Source organism: Candidatus Chlorohelix allophototropha, from assembly GCF_030389965.1.
Taxonomy (GTDB): Bacteria; Chloroflexota; Chloroflexia; order Chloroheliales; family Chloroheliaceae; genus Chlorohelix; species Chlorohelix allophototropha.
Genome location: NZ_CP128400.1, coordinates 458,369 through 476,896, shown reverse-complemented (window position 1 = coordinate 476,896; position 18,528 = coordinate 458,369). Strand labels below are relative to the sequence as shown.

15 protein-coding genes are annotated in these 18,528 nt (G+C 46.9%); 3 read left to right on the top strand and 12 right to left on the bottom strand.

Annotation, left to right across the window (positions count from 1 at the left end; genetic code table 11):
- Positions 1-11: 11 nt before the first annotated feature.
- Entirely contained in the window at positions 12-467 is a 456-nt protein-coding gene (locus OZ401_RS14745) for a Fur family transcriptional regulator (RefSeq protein ID WP_341471228.1), read from the top strand.
- Here the strand turns inward: OZ401_RS14745 and OZ401_RS14740 are convergent.
- The 5 genes from OZ401_RS14740 to OZ401_RS14720 form a co-directional block, all read right to left on the bottom strand.
- On the bottom strand, positions 464-1,150 hold the full coding sequence (locus tag OZ401_RS14740) for a Type 1 glutamine amidotransferase-like domain-containing protein (protein ID WP_341471227.1): 687 nt from the start codon (positions 1,148-1,150) through the stop codon (positions 464-466). The genes OZ401_RS14745 and OZ401_RS14740 overlap by 4 nt on opposite strands.
- Positions 1,151-1,177: 27 nt before the next feature.
- Positions 1,178-1,975 (bottom strand): energy-coupling factor ABC transporter ATP-binding protein, encoded by a 798-nt coding sequence (locus tag OZ401_RS14735; RefSeq protein WP_341471226.1) that lies wholly within the window; start codon positions 1,973-1,975, stop codon positions 1,178-1,180.
- A 16-nt stretch (positions 1,976-1,991) separates the two neighbouring features.
- Positions 1,992-2,861, bottom strand: coding sequence for a cobalt ECF transporter T component CbiQ (cbiQ, locus tag OZ401_RS14730; protein ID WP_341471225.1), 870 nt, complete (start codon positions 2,859-2,861; stop codon positions 1,992-1,994).
- Positions 2,858-4,162 (bottom strand): cobalt transporter CbiM, encoded by a 1,305-nt coding sequence (gene cbiM, locus OZ401_RS14725; protein WP_341471224.1) that lies wholly within the window; start codon positions 4,160-4,162, stop codon positions 2,858-2,860. The genes cbiQ and cbiM overlap by 4 nt, the downstream gene beginning before the upstream one ends.
- A 164-nt stretch (positions 4,163-4,326) precedes the next feature.
- Complete coding sequence (locus OZ401_RS14720; protein WP_341471223.1) at positions 4,327-4,518, bottom strand: hypothetical protein; 192 nt, start codon at positions 4,516-4,518, stop codon at positions 4,327-4,329.
- Positions 4,519-4,692: 174 nt separating this feature from the next.
- On the opposite strand from OZ401_RS14720, the gene OZ401_RS14715 reads away from it, so the two are divergent.
- Both OZ401_RS14715 and OZ401_RS14710 read left to right on the top strand, forming a co-directional pair.
- On the top strand, positions 4,693-5,166 hold the full coding sequence (locus tag OZ401_RS14715; protein ID WP_341471222.1) for an acyl-CoA thioesterase: 474 nt from the start codon (positions 4,693-4,695) through the stop codon (positions 5,164-5,166).
- A 100-nt stretch (positions 5,167-5,266) separates the two neighbouring features.
- Positions 5,267-6,682 carry an AlbA family DNA-binding domain-containing protein gene (locus OZ401_RS14710; RefSeq protein WP_341471221.1) on the top strand — a complete coding sequence of 472 codons (1,416 nt, stop codon included), beginning with the start codon at positions 5,267-5,269 and terminating at the stop codon, positions 6,680-6,682.
- Here OZ401_RS14710 and OZ401_RS14705 read toward each other — a convergent pair.
- The 7 genes from OZ401_RS14705 to OZ401_RS14675 form a co-directional block, all read right to left on the bottom strand.
- The gene (locus tag OZ401_RS14705) at positions 6,679-8,286 is read right to left on the bottom strand and encodes an alpha/beta hydrolase (RefSeq protein WP_341471220.1); all 1,608 of its coding nucleotides are present in this window, start codon (positions 8,284-8,286) and stop codon (positions 6,679-6,681) included. The two genes, OZ401_RS14710 and OZ401_RS14705, sit on opposite strands and share 4 nt — an antisense overlap.
- Before the next feature lie 370 nt (positions 8,287-8,656).
- The gene (locus OZ401_RS14700; protein WP_341471219.1) at positions 8,657-10,333 is read right to left on the bottom strand and encodes a S8 family peptidase; all 1,677 of its coding nucleotides are present in this window, start codon (positions 10,331-10,333) and stop codon (positions 8,657-8,659) included.
- 23 nt (positions 10,334-10,356) lie between these two features.
- Positions 10,357-13,263: a CHAT domain-containing protein gene (locus tag OZ401_RS14695; protein ID WP_341471218.1), complete on the bottom strand. Its 2,907-nt coding sequence runs from the start codon at positions 13,261-13,263 to the stop codon at positions 10,357-10,359.
- 293 nt (positions 13,264-13,556) lie between these two features.
- A complete protein-coding gene (locus OZ401_RS14690) occupies positions 13,557-14,441 on the bottom strand; it encodes a helix-turn-helix domain-containing protein (RefSeq protein ID WP_341471217.1) in 885 nt (294 codons plus the stop codon).
- A 463-nt stretch (positions 14,442-14,904) separates the two neighbouring features.
- Positions 14,905-16,476: a helix-turn-helix domain-containing protein gene (locus tag OZ401_RS14685; protein WP_341471216.1), complete on the bottom strand. Its 1,572-nt coding sequence runs from the start codon at positions 16,474-16,476 to the stop codon at positions 14,905-14,907.
- Between the two features lie 11 nt (positions 16,477-16,487).
- Positions 16,488-17,456 carry a ParB/RepB/Spo0J family partition protein gene (locus OZ401_RS14680; protein WP_341471215.1) on the bottom strand — a complete coding sequence of 323 codons (969 nt, stop codon included), beginning with the start codon at positions 17,454-17,456 and terminating at the stop codon, positions 16,488-16,490.
- Positions 17,457-17,461: 5 nt separating this feature from the next.
- Entirely contained in the window at positions 17,462-18,295 is an 834-nt protein-coding gene (locus tag OZ401_RS14675; protein ID WP_341471214.1) for a ParA family protein, read from the bottom strand.
- Positions 18,296-18,528 lie beyond the last annotated feature (233 nt).

Sequence of the window (18,528 nt, the reverse complement as noted above, 5' to 3'; positions counted from 1 at the left end):
TTTCTGTTCAAATGTCACGGCACTATCCCGATTTAACCGAACTTGCTACTTTTTTTGAAAAGCGTGGTTTGCGATGGACGGTTCAACGGCAGCTTATATTAGATACAGTACAGCGTCATTCCGGGCATCTCTCGGTAGAAGAAATTTACGCTGAGGTTGCCAGAGCTTTTCCTTCAGTGAACCGTTCTACCGTTTACCGTACGCTGGAATTACTCAGCGAAATCGGGATAATAGTGGAGATACAGGGACGGGACAACCTGCGTCGTTATGAGATCGTTTCGGCAAGCCCACATTATCACGCCCTATGCGAAGGTTGTGGCGGCGAAATCGAGCTAGAAAATGGCATGGTTAAGAAACTCATCCATCAGGTTTGGGAACAATATAAAGTCAAACTGAATATTGGGCATTTCGTAGGGATGGGAATTTGCCCACATTGCCAAGAATTGGTTGGGTTGCCTACAGGTTAGAGCGAAAAACTATTACCCGCAGAATAGACCATGCTTTGCTCACCTTTCTGAACCGTAACCGTACCGCCGCCATACACTTGCCAGCGATTCGGCGCTTCTGAAAGTATGCCCGTAACCTCATCAATGCCGAGCAGGTTAGTTTGAGGAATTAGCTGGGCGAGGCTCTGAGTCCATTCGCGCCGGAAATTGTTGTAATGCGGTAATACGCAACAACCCATCACCAGCCCAAGCCCATTTACAACCTGCTTTTTGGAATAGTCATACCAGTATTCGCACAGCACCATCGCCCCCGCGCTACTGCCTGCTATCACCGCGCCCTTTCGATAAGCCTCAACACAGGCTTGCCAGCACAAACTATCCATTAGCGTTTCATTCAGATAGCCCGTGAAACCACCTAACAGGTAAATCAGACGCGCTTGAGCCAGTTGTTGCGCCAGCGCAGGGTCATTAGCAGAGCTTTTATCTATAATGGGAAGGCTTTCGACCTGCTTTGCGCCAAGCTTGCGAAACCAATTAACGCCGTTTTGTCCGGCACGCCGATGATTATTATCAGGGGCAGCAGCGGCAGGAATAATCACTACCGCCGCATCGAATCCACCCGCCAACACAAGGGCGCGTTTGTCCGGCTCTGCCATTTTGCCGCCGAATTCCGCGCCCCCTTCTAGCAATATATAACCGCTCATATAAGATTCCCTATGTAACGAGATTACTCAGGATTTAACCGAATAGTTAACCGCCCCGAACTCGTGCAGTTGCGGATGAATCAGATTGGCTTTAATCAGCAAATCTCTATCCCCTAGAATTTGCTCTGGAGTACCATCTGCCAAAATACGCCGTTCTTCCCCTATAACCACTACCCGATTGGAGATAATCGGCACAATCTCAAGCTCGTGCGTGGTGGTAATGATAGTTTTGCCGGATTGCCCCAACCGGGTTATCAAATTTACCAGCACCCATTTGGTACGAGGATCAAGCGAAGCAGTCGGCTCATCCAGTAAGATAACGTCGGGTTGCAAGGATAGCACCGAAGCAATCGCCGCTCTTTTCTTCTCTCCACCGGAGAGTTCAAAAGGAGCGCGTTTCGCCAAATGATTAATCTCCATTTGCTCCATCGCCTGTTCGCAACGGCTACGCACTTCGTCTTTGGACAAACCCAACTGGAGCGGACCGAAAGCCACATCATCAAAAACTGTCGCACTAAATAGCTGAATGTCAGGGTCTTGAAAAACCAACCCCACCTCGCGATGAAATTTGAAAGATCCTTCACCCGCTGCTACCGCCGCCACATCTTGCCCAAGCACCCGCATAGTGCCGCTGGAAGGAGCGATTATTCCATCCAGCATTTTGAGCAGGGTAGATTTGCCGCTACCGTTCGCGCCTAGCAAAACTACCTGCTCACCCCGATGTATATCAAGGTCAATTCCACTTAACGCTTCCTGCCGCCCGTTATACAGATACCGCACGTCACGCAAATGAAATACAGGCTCTAAATCTTTATTTATATGCATTTTCAGCTTTCCGTAATTATTTAACAAGTTGTCCTAATGTCAGGGCAACTGCTGCAATTATAACGGTAACCGCCAAAGCAAGCCAGTCCCCGCCCTTCATCCGGTAAGAATTATAAGAACGCACTTGTCCACTAAAGCCTCGCGCCAGCATCGCGGTATAAACCTCATTGCTCATTTTGAAAGAACGGTGCATCAAGCCGCCCATCGAGGCTGTAATCCAACTACGCTGTTCTCCGCCACTGGTACGCCCCACCATGCGACTCTTGCGTGCTTCAAACAACCCGGTAGCCGAACGCAGGAAAAGGAAGATATAGCGATAGGTCATGGATAGCAGCAAGATAAATATTGACGGCACTTTAAGGGCTTGCAAGCTTTTTAGCACATCCGCCCAAGGCGTAACCAGCACCAGCAACACCGCCAGAGAAACGCTTACCCCCACCCGTGCCACAAAAATAATCGCGCTGATCAGCCCCGGTATCGAGAAGAACAAAAGGCGATCGCCCGGAATAAAGAACAGCGAAGGTATTACCACGATTCCGGCGAAAAGTGGGATACCAACCCAGACTCTCTTAACAAAAAAATCGAAGGGAACTTGACTGGCGCGAGCCGCTACCAAAGTAACGGCATAGAGCAATGCCAAAGCCAGAATTGAGCCGGTGATACTGGCTGCCAATACCAACGCCAAAAACATTATCAGCTTGGCGCGTGGGTCAACTTTTTGCAACCAGCCGTCCTTGCGCGCGTGTTCTTCGGTAAACACGGCGCGTTGGATAGACTCGGCGATACCCGCCACGGTTTTCTCAAGCCAACTCGGTTTTTCCTTTTTCGGGCGGGCTTTAGCAACCGAGTGACTCAAACCACTTCTTTCCTCAGTAGTTGCTGTCATCGGTTTGGCGCCTCTCCGGGTTTCTTTATAACCCCTAGGGTTTCTTCAACCGCACCACGTTTCTTGAGAAGTAGCGCCAACCCGAACATCAAGCCGCCCAACAACAGGATGCCCACTATACCAGCCACCTCGTATCCGACCCCCTGCTGCCATAGCTGGGAATTAGCGCCATTAAACGGCGGGAAGGGCAGTTTGTAATCTGCCAGCGGGGCTTTGAAGAAATCAGAGAAGTCTTTAAGACCCTGCGGCACATAGCCAAAGGCTTTATTCACATCTTCGGCGCTACCTTCGCCATAGGCAAAGCCGGGCGCAATCAAACCGAGGGGGGCAAGCACGGCAATAGCAGTAAAGTATGTGCCTACCTTCTTCATATTGCGTGGCAGTACAAACCATGCCAGTGGCACTAACACCACAGCGATAATACCCACTATTAATAACATTAAAGCCACATCCGACCAATTAACCTGTGACCAATCGGCGCCGAAAAGCCTACCTAAATTCCAGTCTCCGGCAATTAGCCCGGCAAACACTATAATCGCCAGCCCAACTACTCCGCCGATTATTGCAACGGGCAAGAAGGGTTGTTTGCCTGTTGCACCCTCGCTTATGTCTGCTCCCGCTACGATTTTTCGCAAGGAGGTAAGATATACGGGATAATTTTTCTGGAGATATGCCACGCCCAATGCTGTTACCAGCCCTTCTACAATTGAAGCTGCCAACATATGCGCTACTAACATGGTAGGTATCGCCGCCTCAAGTCCATAAGGGCTGTAAAGGGGGCGACCATTTTCGGTGAACAATAGCGGCTGAAGTCCTAGCTCAATGCCTACCGCCAAACCGGATAAGGTAATGCCAATATATGCGCCAATACCCGCCGCCCACACTCGCCGAACCGACAAAACAGGGGCGCGCCCGGCAATCAGGCGATAGCTGAAATAACCGGCGAAGGGAAGCAATACTCCCATATTCAAGCAATTGATAAAAATCGCCAGAATGCCCCCATCTCCAAAGAAAAGAGCCTGCAAGATCAGCGCCATGCTGATTCCTAGCACCGCCGCCCACGGACCTAGCACTACAGCGATTAATGTACCGCCTACTGCATGCGCCGTAGTACCACCCGGTACCGGAATATTGAACATCATTATGGTAAAGGCAAAAGCCGAAAATATCGCCAGTAAAGGTACAGTTCGCTGATTTAGTACGTTGCGAACTTTCTGAACTGCAATCCCCCACACCGGAACGGTAACTACCGCTGCGCCCAGTGAAACCACCGGACTCAGATAGCCATCTGGTATGTGCATCTATTTATCTCCTCTGTTCTTAATAATATTCGTTACGGCAAACGTTTGCATTTACTAATAGTTGTAACAGATTATAACAACTTTTTCAATAGAACTGTTTGTATAATATCTGTTTAATCTGGATTTTGGGGGGAGAATGAGAGGATAATTAATTTACAAAGCTGCTACTCATCCGAACGATGTTTTGTTACCAACCATGCAAGGTACACCGCACCCGCTACAAACAGCAAGCCATACAACAAGATTACCATTGGACCATCTGTCTGAAAGTCAAGAAAAATGACTAGCGCCACCCCTGCCAGAATCACTATTTCTGCCAGTCGGGCAATTTTATTTTTTGTTTCCGGTTCTTTCATAGGGTAGCATTCTAGCAGACCATGAAGGTTATAGCGACTCGAATACTTTGTGGGGCGCGATGTTTAACGTTATGTAAACTTGGCTTTCTACTATTCAGGTTGAGCGCACGCCCAAAAAATGCTATCCTTCCGCCTTGTAGCTCTTTATTTTATCTTAACAGTAGGGGTGTAAGTATGAGCGATATTTTCAAAATCCAGCATGACGGGATTGAAGGCTATAATTTCGTAATTTTCATTCCAGTGCAGTTCGGTAATGTTGATGGAATGGGACATCTTAACAACGTTTCTTATTTTACTTTCCTTGAAACAGCGCGTATTGAATACTTTATACATGTGATGGAAATTAAAGAGCAATCGCCCGCGCTTCAGGATATGCCCTTTATCCTTGCAGCGCAAAGCATCAACTACCGCTTGCCCGCTTTCTATCGGGAAATGCTGATGGTGGGCTTACGCACCAGTTGGATAAAGCGTAGTAGTTTCGGGTTTGATTTCCAAATGGTTGATGTTGCCTCTAAACGATTGGTGGCAGAAGGAAACGGCACACACGTAACTTTTGATTACCGGGCAAACCGCACTATTCCGGTGCCGGATGAATGGGTCGCACGCTTTGAAACCTATGAAGGACGCAGTTTACGACAGCCACAATGAGGGTTATTTCCTTCAGTTTTTCAATCATGAGCGATATATTTCCCTCGTGATGGATATATTTCCCTCACGAGCGATAATTGAGCGATAAAAGAAGGTTATTTTGGAGCGCGAATTTCTCAAGGAGCTGATAAGGCGTGGTGAGAGCCAAACCACCGAGTTCAAAATCGCTGCGCCGCGCCTCCCCGAATTGGCAGAGCGCATTTGCGGCTTGGCAAACGGGCAGGGTGGTTATCTCGTCATAGGAGTGGAAGATGGCACATGGCGGGTGGAAGGGGTTAAAAACCCGGCGCAAGCAATAGATCTACTGCTGAAAGCGGCACGCAGTTGCAAGCCTATCCTTAAATTTGATCCTGCCACCCCGGAAGTGGTGGAACTAGATGGTAAAATGCTGGTAGTTGCCACTATCTCTCCATATCGTGGACAGCTTTTTCAAGCAGGGGGGATTTTCTGGATTAGGCGTGGCACTTACACCATCCCGCTCGAATTGCACGAAATAGGCGAATATCTGGGTAGTGCAGGGGTGCTAGATTGGGAAACGCGCCCCACCGACCTTGCCAGCCTTGATGACCTTGATTTGGAACTGGTACAAAGCTTTCTAAGCCACCGCGCTGGAAGGCGCACTCGCGAGAGCCGAATTACGGATATTGAGAGCTTCTTGCTCAAAAGTCGCTGCGCTGTGAATGTGGAAGGTACTTTGCGTCCTACCCACGCGGGATTGTTGTTGTTCGGCAAAGAACCGCAAGAGTTTTTACCACAAACCGAGGTAGTTTGTGTGCTATATCCTGATACGCTAGGACTGGAACGCTACCAAGACCGCCAGAACCTCAAGGGGGCGCTTGCTCGGCAGATTGATCAGGCAGAACAGTTCTTCCTAAGTAACACCCGGCAAGCCGCTATAATCGAAGGCTTCCACCGCAAAGACCGTTTTGAATATCCTATGGAAGCGCTACGCGAAGCGGTGGTGAACGCAGTAGTACATCGCGATTATTCTCTCAAAAGTGAGAAAGTGCGCGTCTTTTATTATCCCGACCACATCGAGGTACATAGCCCCGGCTTGTTGATGCCCGGCATAACACTCGAAGATTTGCAGCAGGGGCGCGAACGCTCCAAGCCGCGCAACCCACTGTTGGCAAACCTGCTTTCCGAATTTCCCGGCGGCTATATGGAATATCTTGGTACGGGCATCAGCTTTATGATTAACAGTATGCGCCAGCAAGGTAGTCCCGCCCCGGAGTTCAAGCTACAAAACGAATTTATTGTGACATTTCGTAAAACTGCCGCGACAGCAAAAGAAACAGAAACGCCTATTACACCAAAAGAAAATCTGACGCTGGAAGAGAGGTTGAAAAAAGCGCTGGAATACGTGCATGCGCATGGTGCCATCACCAACGGAGAATACCGTAAACTCACAGGTGTATCGGAGGCAACTGCCCTGCGTGATTTTGAAATGCTGGTAGCACAGGGCAGCCTAAAAATAGAAGGCAGCAAAAAGGGTCGGCGTTATACTTTGAATTAATCCTCCAGCGGGAATAATGAGCTTACCAGCCATGCCAGTACCAGCGCATCATACGCCCCGGTGGTTACAAAATCGCGGTTCTGGCGATACTGCCACAGGGCGTACCAATCCATGAGCAAGTAGGCAAGCGACATGGGCATTGCCAGAATCGCCAGAAAATTCTGCTCATCCTTCAAACGTGCCGCCACCATCATAGAAGCGGTTAGGCTGAACTTGGTGAGGGTGCTGGCAGTATAACCGGAGAAACCGGGCATGCGCCTGAAGGTCGCTTCACTGGCGAGGAAATAGGGCAAGGCACATGCAGTCAGCATCGGCATAGTGCGGGCGCGTTTCCCGTTCAGTGCAAAGCTAAACCATGAGCGACGACTAAAACGACCGAGCGTAGCATAGCTATAAACCCACAAAGCCAGCGGTAGCCCCACCCAATTGAGCAATTTAGCGCGTGTGGAGCCTTTTGCCCCGGCGCTAATGTCGGACAGGTTCAGTTTGCCACGCCGTACCACTGCTAACCCCATCCAACTAAGCAACCCACTCAGTGCAAAGAACGCGGCAAGATAGTCGCCCAACACTAGCGATACCAGATGCGGTTTTTTAAGCTTGTGCAGCAGCAACACACTGGCAAAAGGAGCTACGCCAAGCACGCCTATTGCCGCGAGGTTGTTTTTGAAAGCCAGTTGAGGAGCTTTAGCAGGTGCCGCTTTCAAGCCCAACATGCGCGTCAGCAAAGCCGAAAAAGGCAAGTAGGAGAGAATAGAAGAAATTAAGCCCGCCCCAGTCCAGCGCAATCTGCTTACCATCGCTTTATTATCGCCGGGTGTCAGCCCGAATGTCTGCCCTAGCCATTCCCTGATTTCCTGAGCGGTTTGAGGTGCAAGCATGATGGAAATATGGTCAAGGCGGGGTAAAACCTTGTGAAAGCGGGCTGTGCCAGTTTCAAACGCGCCGAACAGAGTTGATTGTGGTTCTGGCAAACCGGTTGCCGCCTCGTATAGTTGCTTTGCACTTGAAAGACAAATTGGAATATCGCGTTCGCCCACCAGCAGCAACATGTTTTTGGGATTCTCAGGAGTAGCCGGTTGCCGCCCCGCTACCGACACAGGAATCGCTACCGCCAGTTCGGGCTTATCCACCGCAAAATTCAGAATTGCGCCGCTGCCCATCGAGTGTCCTAACACCCCTATCGGAGCGCGAGGGAATTTTTCGCGCACATAGCGATAAAGCTGCTCCAATTGCGCCACGTTGCCCCCCACTACATTGGAGAAATCCTGAACCGGAGTGGCAAAAGAGGCATTACTAGCCCCATGTCCCGGCAAGTCAGGCATGAAAACTCGTAAGCCCATACCGGCAATTTCCGAACCGATGAATTGCATATACTCTTTATTGGAAACAACTCCATGTGTCGCCAGCAAAATTGGAGATTCGGGCTGCACCGCTTTTGATTCAAGAGCAAGCACCGGAACAGGCGCTTCACCCGCCCTGCCCGGTATAGAAAGATAGCGGCGTTTCAAGCCCTTCTCACTACGCCGAATACCATCATAAGCTGCCGCCAGCGTTACCACGGCACCACCAAGCGTTGCTGCCCACCGTTTCCAACCTTTATCCATCTTTGCATTTGCCTTTCGGTTGTGGATTGTTGCTCGTTTCAAAGCCGATTAACGTAATTGTAGCAAGGAAGATTTAGGCTGTAGGTGACAAAAGTTACTTATGAAAATAAAAAAGGCTACCGCTGCTCATCAGTAGCCTTCTGAATTCTTAGGAGGAGTTTAAGAGAAGATGTAAGAAGTTTTAGAAATACTTGTAAGCTTGTCGCTTACATTACTATTCTAGGCTACTTGCTGATAATCAGGTATGCAGTTCATCACAAAAGAAATGTGTCGCACATCACATCGTTCTGATAGTTATCGCTTTTTAAGAAAATAGACAAGGAGCTTGCACACCTTGTCTAAATTCAAGCGGATTAGCCTAAACTTCAGGTTAGAGGGAAAGCGCCAGATTGATTATCGGGGCAGCCTTCCAAGTAAAGTTTTTATTAATAGCGTTCTGGGTTGCGCCTTTCCATAGCTGATTTTTAATAATATCCGGTGTATAGCCCTTCTGAAGCAAAAACGCTGCCGCACCACTAACAAGCGGAGTGGCAAAGGAAGTGCCTGCCCAGTACACATAGCGCCCAAATGGAGCATCATCGTTGCCGGTATCCATCAAGAGGTAGTCGCCGGGAGCCGCCAAATTACCCTGATTGCTGTACAAGACATATTCTTCTGATTTTATCCTGCTTCCCGCCACAGCAATAGTTTTGTTGTAAACGTCCCAATCATCGTTGTAAAAACCATAAGCGGCGGGTTCTTCCGGATTAAACATATGCAAGTAGTAGCTATCATTTCCGGCAGCCGCCACAATAACTGCTCCGGTGGTCTGATCCGGTTTTTCATGAGATTTATACATGCCTTTCTTGCAGGCACGCTTGCAAGCCTTCAGCAAATAACCGGCATCCACATACTCAGCCAAGCTACGCGGTATCCCCAAACTCAAGTTGTAAACCAGTTTGCTCGGATCAATTTTCAGATACTCCTCGCCGTAAATTTCCACAGGGTTGTCACAAATTCGTAAAATTAAATCCAACGCGCCCGTGAGAGTGGAACCGGTAGTTTCGCCATCGTGGTCGAAAACGTTCACCAGAATTATTTGTGCGTCAGGTACGATATGATGGATAAGGCTGGCAGCCAATACACCATGATACGGAACCAGATCTTCAGGCTCAATATCCTTACCCTTATCGGTAAAGATAGGGGGAGTTTCCCGAACAGAAGACCAGCGGTGAAGCATTTTCAAATCCATATCCTGCGGCTTTTGCGAAGGAATGAAAGTACCCGGCTTCATATCAATATAATACTGGATGATGTTATTCGTAAGGGCGCTATGGATTGCTTTAATATCGGGCGCAGTATCAAAAATCACCACGGTTGCTTGTCCGGTAATCTCCCTATTAAGTGATTCGTCGGAGAAACCGATTTCGTCCCAGCAGGGTTGATCTCTAAACACATCCTCCACAGTCTTCTGATTTTGGGTGGTGGCAAAAGGCGTAATATTTAAAGAACCGCCTTTGATTCGGAAAGGGCTGAGAAATGGCACACGTTTCAGGCTAAATACATGGTCATGATTTACGCTAAAACCCTTTACCTCATCTTCGGTATCTTGGAAAAAGCGGCTTTGCTCAACCAGTTCCTGCGCCAGTTTTTTCAGGTCTTCGGATTTCGCCGGAGGATCAAAGCTAACCACATAGCTTTCCAATACTTCATTATCGTCATCATCATAGCCTAGCAAGGCTTCATCTTCATCCTTGGTCATATAATTATCAAGCAGGATAGGAGCAATTGGCTCACCTTTAACTAAAGTATGCAATACAGGTACATTATCCCTAAAAAGATCGCCGCCTACACGCACTACGTCGCGAATCCGATAGCTCTTGCAACCATCCAATTCCAGAGGTTTAGCCATGTAACGTTTGAAGAGTCTTTCAAGACTCTCGCCCTGCCCAGATAAAATTAAGCGGTTCTGGGCAAAAACAGGGCCGGTGCTATTGTCCTGTATATGCCTTTTACGCTCCAGTGGCTGGGTTTGCAGAATATATTCGAAATCGGGTTTCCTGCTCATCTGTTCTAAACCTCCGTAAACTATTAGAGACTACCGCTATCACCAATTAAAATAAAAGGCGCCCAGTAAAATGGATGTCGGTATTGTGGCTCAGACATCAACCAGAGTTGAGCTTGCCTTAAAGCGGCTGCTTTACCCATACCATCAAGTAGGTTTCGGTAAAACAACTGCATAAGCTGCGAACTGGATTTATCTTCTACTCGCCAAAGAGAGAGAGCCAAACTACTTGCTCCGGCATACAAGCATGATCGGCTTAAACCCATTACTTCATCGCCACCACCGATAACTCCAAGACCCGATTCGCAACAACTAAGCGTCATTAATGAAGCCTCAAGTTGCAAGTTGTACAATTCGTGGGCAGTTAGTTCGCCACCTTCAAGTTGAATTGATGAAAAGAGCGGGGCGTTTTCACGGAAACTGCCGTGTGTAGCCAGATGCAAGAGTCTTTTCGAAGACGCTGCTTGCCGGAACAATTCCAGATTAGCATCATTCTCCAATGCCAACTCTGTATCAATTTTACGACTCAGAATGCAATTAATTTCCTCAGCTTCTTCTAGCGTAGAAGTTAGCTTTCCATTACCAGAATATCCCAACACCAACGCTCCACTAGCCGTTGAGTTTTTAGCACGTTCGCGGCAGGATAATAATAGTTTTGCCGCCGGTACATAGCTGATTTCGCTAAAGCGCTCTAGCAAATAAGTAGAATCGCTAGGACGATATAAAGCATGGAAAGGCAGATAGTGTAAGGTGCCATGCGATACAATTCTCAGTTCGGTAATCGGCGCAAGCTCTAACTCAAGCGGTTCAAACACCAAAGCATACAGCTTGCTAAGAAAGTTCTGACTATTAAGCAAGAGTTTTTCAGCGCCAAGCTTGGGAGTCTGGTTAAAATTCTGGTGCAACAACGAAACCAAACGATTTACCTGTGAAGGAGTAGCAGATAAGGTAATCGCTTTGATACCAGCCCTTGTTACAACAAAGGCTAACATCTCTTCGCGAGCTTGGTAATATTCGATTATTGCTTCGTTCGGGTTCAACAACCCAAAATCAAAAGATATATAAGACTGTATAAGGCTGACATCTTCAGCATAAAGCGCATTCTTGACTTGAAGTATCTCGGTTAGTTCTATAAGACGTTTTTCACAAACAAGCACTTCGCTTTGAAGCAATTCACTTTCGTTTTGGTTTTCATTACTGGCAACTGGAACCAATTCACCCTTATCATCTTGTCCATCCTGCCAACGCGCTAACCGCATTGTTAAATCGTTATGGCGTGCCCGCAAATTTTCCAACTCTTCTACCAACGGGCGATCACGTTCAGAACGTATTTTTATTTTTATGTCAAGTTGATTGCCGACCAACTCTACCAACGCTCTAGACTTAACCCGCTCTACTAAATCAAAGGCTTTCTGTGAATCGTTGAAACGTAGAGCTATTCTAACTGCGTCCTGGTAAATGGTTTCTTTCTGAAGCAGAAAACTATGGCGAGTCTCGGCGGCAACCTGAGCGCGCAATTGTTCAAGTTGCTGAATACTTAAATCAAGATAATCCGAAGCTTGATTTAATTCGCCTTGTTGCTCACAAATTTTAGCCAGTTGCCAATAAACACTGTAAAGTGTGTTATAAATACCCTGCGATTCAAATTGTGTCAGAGCGCTTTTAGCCAATTCAATTGCGGCGCTATATTGCTCCCGGTTTGTTTCCAGACGCGCAAGCAAAAGTTGGGCATTGGGTAAAATGCGTAGGTCTTGAGGGTTACTTAGCAAAGCATTGAGTAATTCTTCCGAACGATCAAGGTCTTCCGGGTTGTCGGTTGAAAGATAAGTCTCAGCCAAACGCAGATCGGTGCGCTGTTTAAATCCTGATGCGCCCAGTTGCTCAGCAATTGATTGTGCCATCAACAAAGCAGCAGCAGCTTCGGAAGGCTGCTCCAAACCAGCCAAGGCGCGTCCCAACACATGATAAGTGCGTGTCCCATTCCAGCTATTAACCAAGTTGCGCTGCTCTAACAGGCTGATAAGCTCTTTTGCCTGATCTGCCGCATCCTCATAACGACCCAGTTCAAGATAACCCTCGCTGATAAAATATTCGCAAGCAATAAGCTGAGGAATAAGACCATTTTTTTCAAAAATATCTCGCGCTTCAAGGTGCAAGCGCAAAGCGCGGTTATAATTGCCCATCAAGCTGTAACAAATTGCGGAGGCTTCTTGATAAAGCGCTTCATCATTGCTTAATTCATAACGGCGTGCAATCTCGCTGGCGCGCAAGGAACAATCCAATGCCTCGTGGTAACGTCCCAAATCGCATAATGTAACGGATAAATTGTAAAGCAATAAGCCAAGTCCGGTTTGAGCCTCCCGACTATCATGCTTCTCAAACAGAGTGCGTGCTTTCTGTAATTCCTCAACCGCTTTTTCATTTTGCTCAAGCTCACCGTAACAGATTGCCGCATTAGCATAGGCTTTGGCAGCGGGGAAGTAATCACCGAAAGCTACCAATGTTTCAGCGGTATGTTGGGCTATTTCGATGGCGGATTTATAATCTCCCAGATACATCAAAGCGCCAATTTTCCCCACCTGTGAACGCGCTGCCTCAATTGGATTGTTTGCCCGAAGCGCCGCTACCTTTGCATCATCATACAATTCAATCGCCCGTTGCAATTCACCGCGTCGCATCATTACATTTCCCTGAACCATCAAACCTAACGCCTGATAGAGCAGGTTATTTGCCACCACGCCAGCTTTAATCAAAGACTCGGCAATCTTCAGGCTCGCCTGATTATCCGAAGAAACGAGTTCGTTAGCGCGGCTTTTTACTTGTTGAGCTAGAGTATCATTAAGAGTTGGGGCAGTCTGTTCAAGGACATAGCACAGATTAAAGTCATCTTGTGCTGCGAGTACAGCGCTCACAAAACTTTCAGCGCTATCCATTTTACTTTCTCCAAACTAGCGTAAGTCCCAATTTTTACTACGTTTCCTAATCCTCAGCAAGATAAAATTCGCCCCTTCTGGATTAATAAACTGAAATCTGGCAGATTTTAGCGATTAGTTTGCCCCTAATCGGCAAAAGAGGATTATAAAAGTGAAATCTGGCTACCGATTGTAAAGTCCGGTAAGTTAAGTTTCACGTTCCCGATAATATAACTTGGCTTCAGTTTAACACAGGTTCGCAATAAAAAAGAGTAATTCATATCACAAGTTATCCAAAATATTACTTCTCGAATTCAGTTAGCTCGACTGGCAACCAGATACCAATATTTACCGCCGGGAGCGTATTTACTAAAATCAGTGGGTTTTTCGTGCTTTATATTACCCGAATGTAACCCAGAACTGCTATTCCTATTTGGTGAAAGGTGGGTGTTCGCCCGATTAAAAGCGCCTAGATTTAAGCAATTGATTTCAACCAAGCGTGAAACGTAAGCCGGAATACTTTCAACTCTTTCATTTCCACGCACCGTTTGAATCAGTTCCTCAATCTCTTTTGCGCTGCGCTTGTTTTGAAACGCTATCTTGGCAAGTTTTTTAGCGCTGTGGGTAGTAATTCCACATTGAAGTAATAACGAACAAATCTCTCGTTGGGATTGATTCTCTGAATCGACACTAATTTCTGAGGAGTGATCTATTTTTTTGTCGGTAACATCTAACGCAACAGGAGTTGTTGTATTTAACTCATGTAATTTAGATTCATGTATATTGGATGCAGAATCTTGCAGACTATCATGTGTTTTTCCCTGCGTAGTCCCTTCGCAAGATTTTGCATAGCTTTGGGTAGTTTTAGGCTTACTCGCACGCCTTTGCAAGCGGTAGATATTGGTCTGACCTTCCCTAGCACGACTCTCAACGCTGATAAGTGCAGCCGCTTCAAGTTCTTTAATCAGATCAATAACCCGCCTAGGCTGTAAACCCATTTCTTCGGCGAGGCGACGATGGCTCGCCCAACAACTAACGGACTGGCGGGCAAAACTGAGCATTACCATATACAGCTTTAGGGCAGCCGGACTGATATCAGCTTTCAATACATCAAGCGGTACTTGTACGAATTGTTCAGATTCGTGCAGTGAATATGAAAATTGCTCACTATGGGTACTTGAAAGTTGGGTGGAAGGCATAGTAAAATCTCCTTATATAAGGCTAGAACATACGCATCCAGAGCAAGATGAGTTAGTCGCTCAATATCTCTCAAGGATGCGCAAGCATATTGAATTAATCAATCGAGTTATGTGACCGCATAGCCCGATTTTTTTTGCCCATTAGTCGGCTATTTTTGATCGCCGAATATATTTCACTTCTGCGAGGAGATACTTAATTAATAAGTACTCAACGCCCGAATAGCTGTGTACCACAAACTAAACCGCGCAACAAAACTCCAACGAAATAGACGATACTATCCCTATTTTGAGTCGCATGATACAACATCTCTTTTTTTATTACTGGAAAATTATTGAGGAAAATACGAGTAAATTGGGAATATTTATAACGGGTTTGAACCTAAATGCTGTAAATCCGGTGAAGGATAACCCCGACTCAAGTCATAAAAATATGAATCACTGTGAAGGATAACCCCGACTCAAGTCATAATTTCTGATCATAATTCTTGCCGGAAAGCCATTCTTCCAACCGTTTTCTGAAAGCATTGGATAGCTCTACTTGATTTGTCTCAAGCTTTGACAGGTAGCTTTGTGTTACACCAAGTTCCACCGCTGCCTGTGCTTGCGATAATTTTCTATCTTTGCGAGTTTTTCTTACTAGCTCTGCCATTCCTTCGCCATCGTTAAACGCTAGATCAATACCGGCATTCTCATCACCATGCCGTTTTAAGAAGCGATAAGTATCTCGGATAGCTTGCGGAGGTATTATTAATATAGTAGCTTCCAACCATATTTCTGCCCAGCCGCGTTGCTCGACTATCTGCTCTTCCCACTTTTCGTACTCCCACCCGGCGATTACTCCATCTTCTTTAAGAGCTTCCAACGCTTTTTCCAGCCGCTCTCTGGTTTTAGCAGGGTATCGAATATTTAATTCTTCTCCAACGGCTTCTAAAAGTGCCTGTACTTGGTAAGGTTTATTATAATCGCCTAGCCGTGCCCGAACCCGCCATTGCCAGCTAAAATAGCGGGCGAGTCGCTTTTCCCACTTCTGACGATAGGGGTCATATTGCACTGCTTTGGCAGAAAGCAACGCGGTTTGACGACCGGGTCCAAACAAAAAGCGGGCAAACAAAATACCGGGTCTAAACGCAAAGCGTTGTACATCCATATGCCCATCCAACCGTGTTTGTCCCATCCGGTCGGTAATTACGAAGGCGCGACTTTGTACTGCCTGTTTGGAACTTCGGTTCAATTTCCTTTTTTTGCCGAGTTCCTCGTTCACTTCAACTTCACCCATATTCAGCCACAGGTTTTGAATATGCGCAAGGGCTTTAAGCATATCGGTGCGTTGCTCTGGTTCATAACCACCGCGCCTGCCCCCTCCGCCTCGCTTTGGCTTTAAACCACGCATTTGCAGAAAATCATCCACACTTGCTACCGCATAATTGTCTGCCGTGTTAGCTTGCTGTAACCAGACGTGGCTTAACATGTCCAGTGTATCGGCATCGAGGTCACTCAATTCTTCGCGTTGCTTCCACATGAGGGCAGACCATTTTTCAACCTCTTCCGGTGGCATCAAAGGTTGTTCATCTAGCATAGCAGGCTTTAACTGCGCCTGACCTTTAGCTTCGCCTTCTTGCAAAACTGCGGTAGGCCAAGGAGTATTATCAAGCTGCATGAAGGTGTTTTTTGCCAGCGCATCCCGGATTGCTTCGTAAGGTGAAATGCCCGGTACAGTTATATTATTGCGTGCCAACTTTTCTGCCAGTAACGCAATATCCTTTTCCAGTCCGGGAACATCGCGCGTAAGATTTGCTAGAATTGGCAAGATTGCTTCTATTAACTCAGCTGCGCTTTCTTGATCAGAAGAGTAGTGTATTAATTGTTCGAGTTGTTTAACGCCACCCGATCCCTGCACCACTTCCAGCACAAATGGAACCAAGCCTGCCATTCTTTTTGGCAAATCCGGTTCCTCTTTTCTGAGTCGCTCAAAACGAGTCAGGAGTGTTTCAAATGACTCGCTTATGTCTTCATTCTCACGTTTGGCTTTGGGCATAAGGGGAAATCCTACTCACCGCTATCCTGAATTTGTTTCACGGTGAACATAATATCTTTGGCGGCATCCACAATTCGCCTGCGTTCAAAATCGCTTAAGCGCGGCATCGCAATTTGCCAGCGAGCTAAGGTTGCCAGTATCAGGTTAAGATCGCGCCCTATCTTACGGCTGTTTAGTTCTCGCTCGCTTGGTTTGGGAGGGTGTTGTACGTCCAGACGTACAGGCTTTTCATGTGTGTCATCAGTGGTCACACTGTCTTCATCAAATCCGGTACGTACTGCTTGAACGATGGTGCGAATTTCTTCTTTACTGAGCTTACCCATCAGTAGCGCTTCAATCAACAAACGCCTTTCTTCAGGGTCGTTCAATTGCGCAATGCGTCGGGCAGCGGTCACAGCATCGGGTTTTTGCTCTACCAGTTTTTGTACATCTTCAGGTGCTTCCAATAAACGCAATCGTCCGGCTACATAATCTTTGTTCTTGCCGATCCGGTTTGCAAGTTCGCGAATAGTGAGACTACCAAAGCTCATAAACGAACGAAAGGCACGCGCCTCTTCCATCGGATTCAAATCCTGTCGTTGGATATTTTCTGCTAACCCGATTTCCATCATTTCCGGGTCGCTATAATTGGCTACGTCACAGGGCACTTCTTTTAGATTAGCCAACCGCGCTGCTCGAAGCCTTCGTTCACCGTAGGTAAGCTGGAAATAGCCTTCTTTTAATGGATGTGGGCGTACTCTGAGGCGAGTGGTAAAACCTTGCGCTTTTATGGTTTCTGCCAGTTCATCAATTCCATCGAAGTTGCGACGTGCCTGAAATGGACTGGCTTCGATGCGCTCTACCGGAACATTCTGGCTGAATACGGGTTTGCTGGCGATACCGGGACTGATAACGCCCACTACCAGTTCGAAATCTTCGTCCGAAGCGGAACTGGGAGAAGTTTCACGGTTTCGCAAAAAGCTTTTGGGCTTGCTTGCCATCTGGCTTATACCTCGCCTTGTCCGCTATCGTCAAGTGTTACTTCCTCGACCGCATCCGGACCATACACCAATTCCCGCGCCACGTTACGATAGGCAACTGCCCCTTTATCACGGGGTTTGTAACTCAGAATAGTGCGGCGCAAAGCTTGCGATTCCGCAAACTGCACCGACCGCTCGATAATGGTTTTAAACACCGGAACCTGCTTGCCGAATTCCTCGCGGGTGAAATCAATAATTTCGCGATGTAATTTGGAGCGGGTGGTTTTGGTCAGCAGAATACCTGCTACCTTTAGTTCTGGATTAAGCTCGGAACGGCGTATAATATCGATTTGTTTGAGCATCATAGCTACTGCTTCAGCGGAAAGAGGTTCCGACTCGTGTGGAATAATCACTTCTTGCGCCGCAACCAGGGCATTTTTGACCAATACTCCCAAAGAGGGGAGGGTATCGATCATAATAAAATCGTAGCTCCCACGAACCGGACGCAGTAATTTTTGAAGAATGAAAACTCCCTGTGAATTAATCAAAAGCTCGTCTGCAATACCTGCCAATCGAATATTGCTCGGTACAAGGTCTAGCCCGGCAGGTGATTTTATTATGGTATTAGCCAGTTCAGAATTGTATGTTGCCAGATAGTGCTTTATGGCAGTGTCAAGACCATTCTTTATATTGCTGGCTTCCACACCGGCACTGAGTGTTAGATTTCCTTGTGGGTCACAATCCACCAACAATACTTTGTAACCCATCTCAGCCAAAGCCGCACCAAGATTCAAGGTAGTGGTGGTTTTGCCGGTTCCGCCTTTAGGGGCAGCAACCGCGATAACACGCGCAGGACCCATTTTATCTCCAGAAAACACACTTATTTTAAAAAATTAGCTCAAAATGCCGCCTAATCATAACACATTTTTGGATGCATGAGAACATCAAATCTACTGATGTAACTTGTACGTCCGGACGTACAAGCTATAGAATGACATATCCCTTAGAAAATAAGTTTTAATAATGTAGGGTTTACAGATTATAATTAGTATGGTTAAATTGGTTTGAGATTACTATAACCAGAACCTCTGAA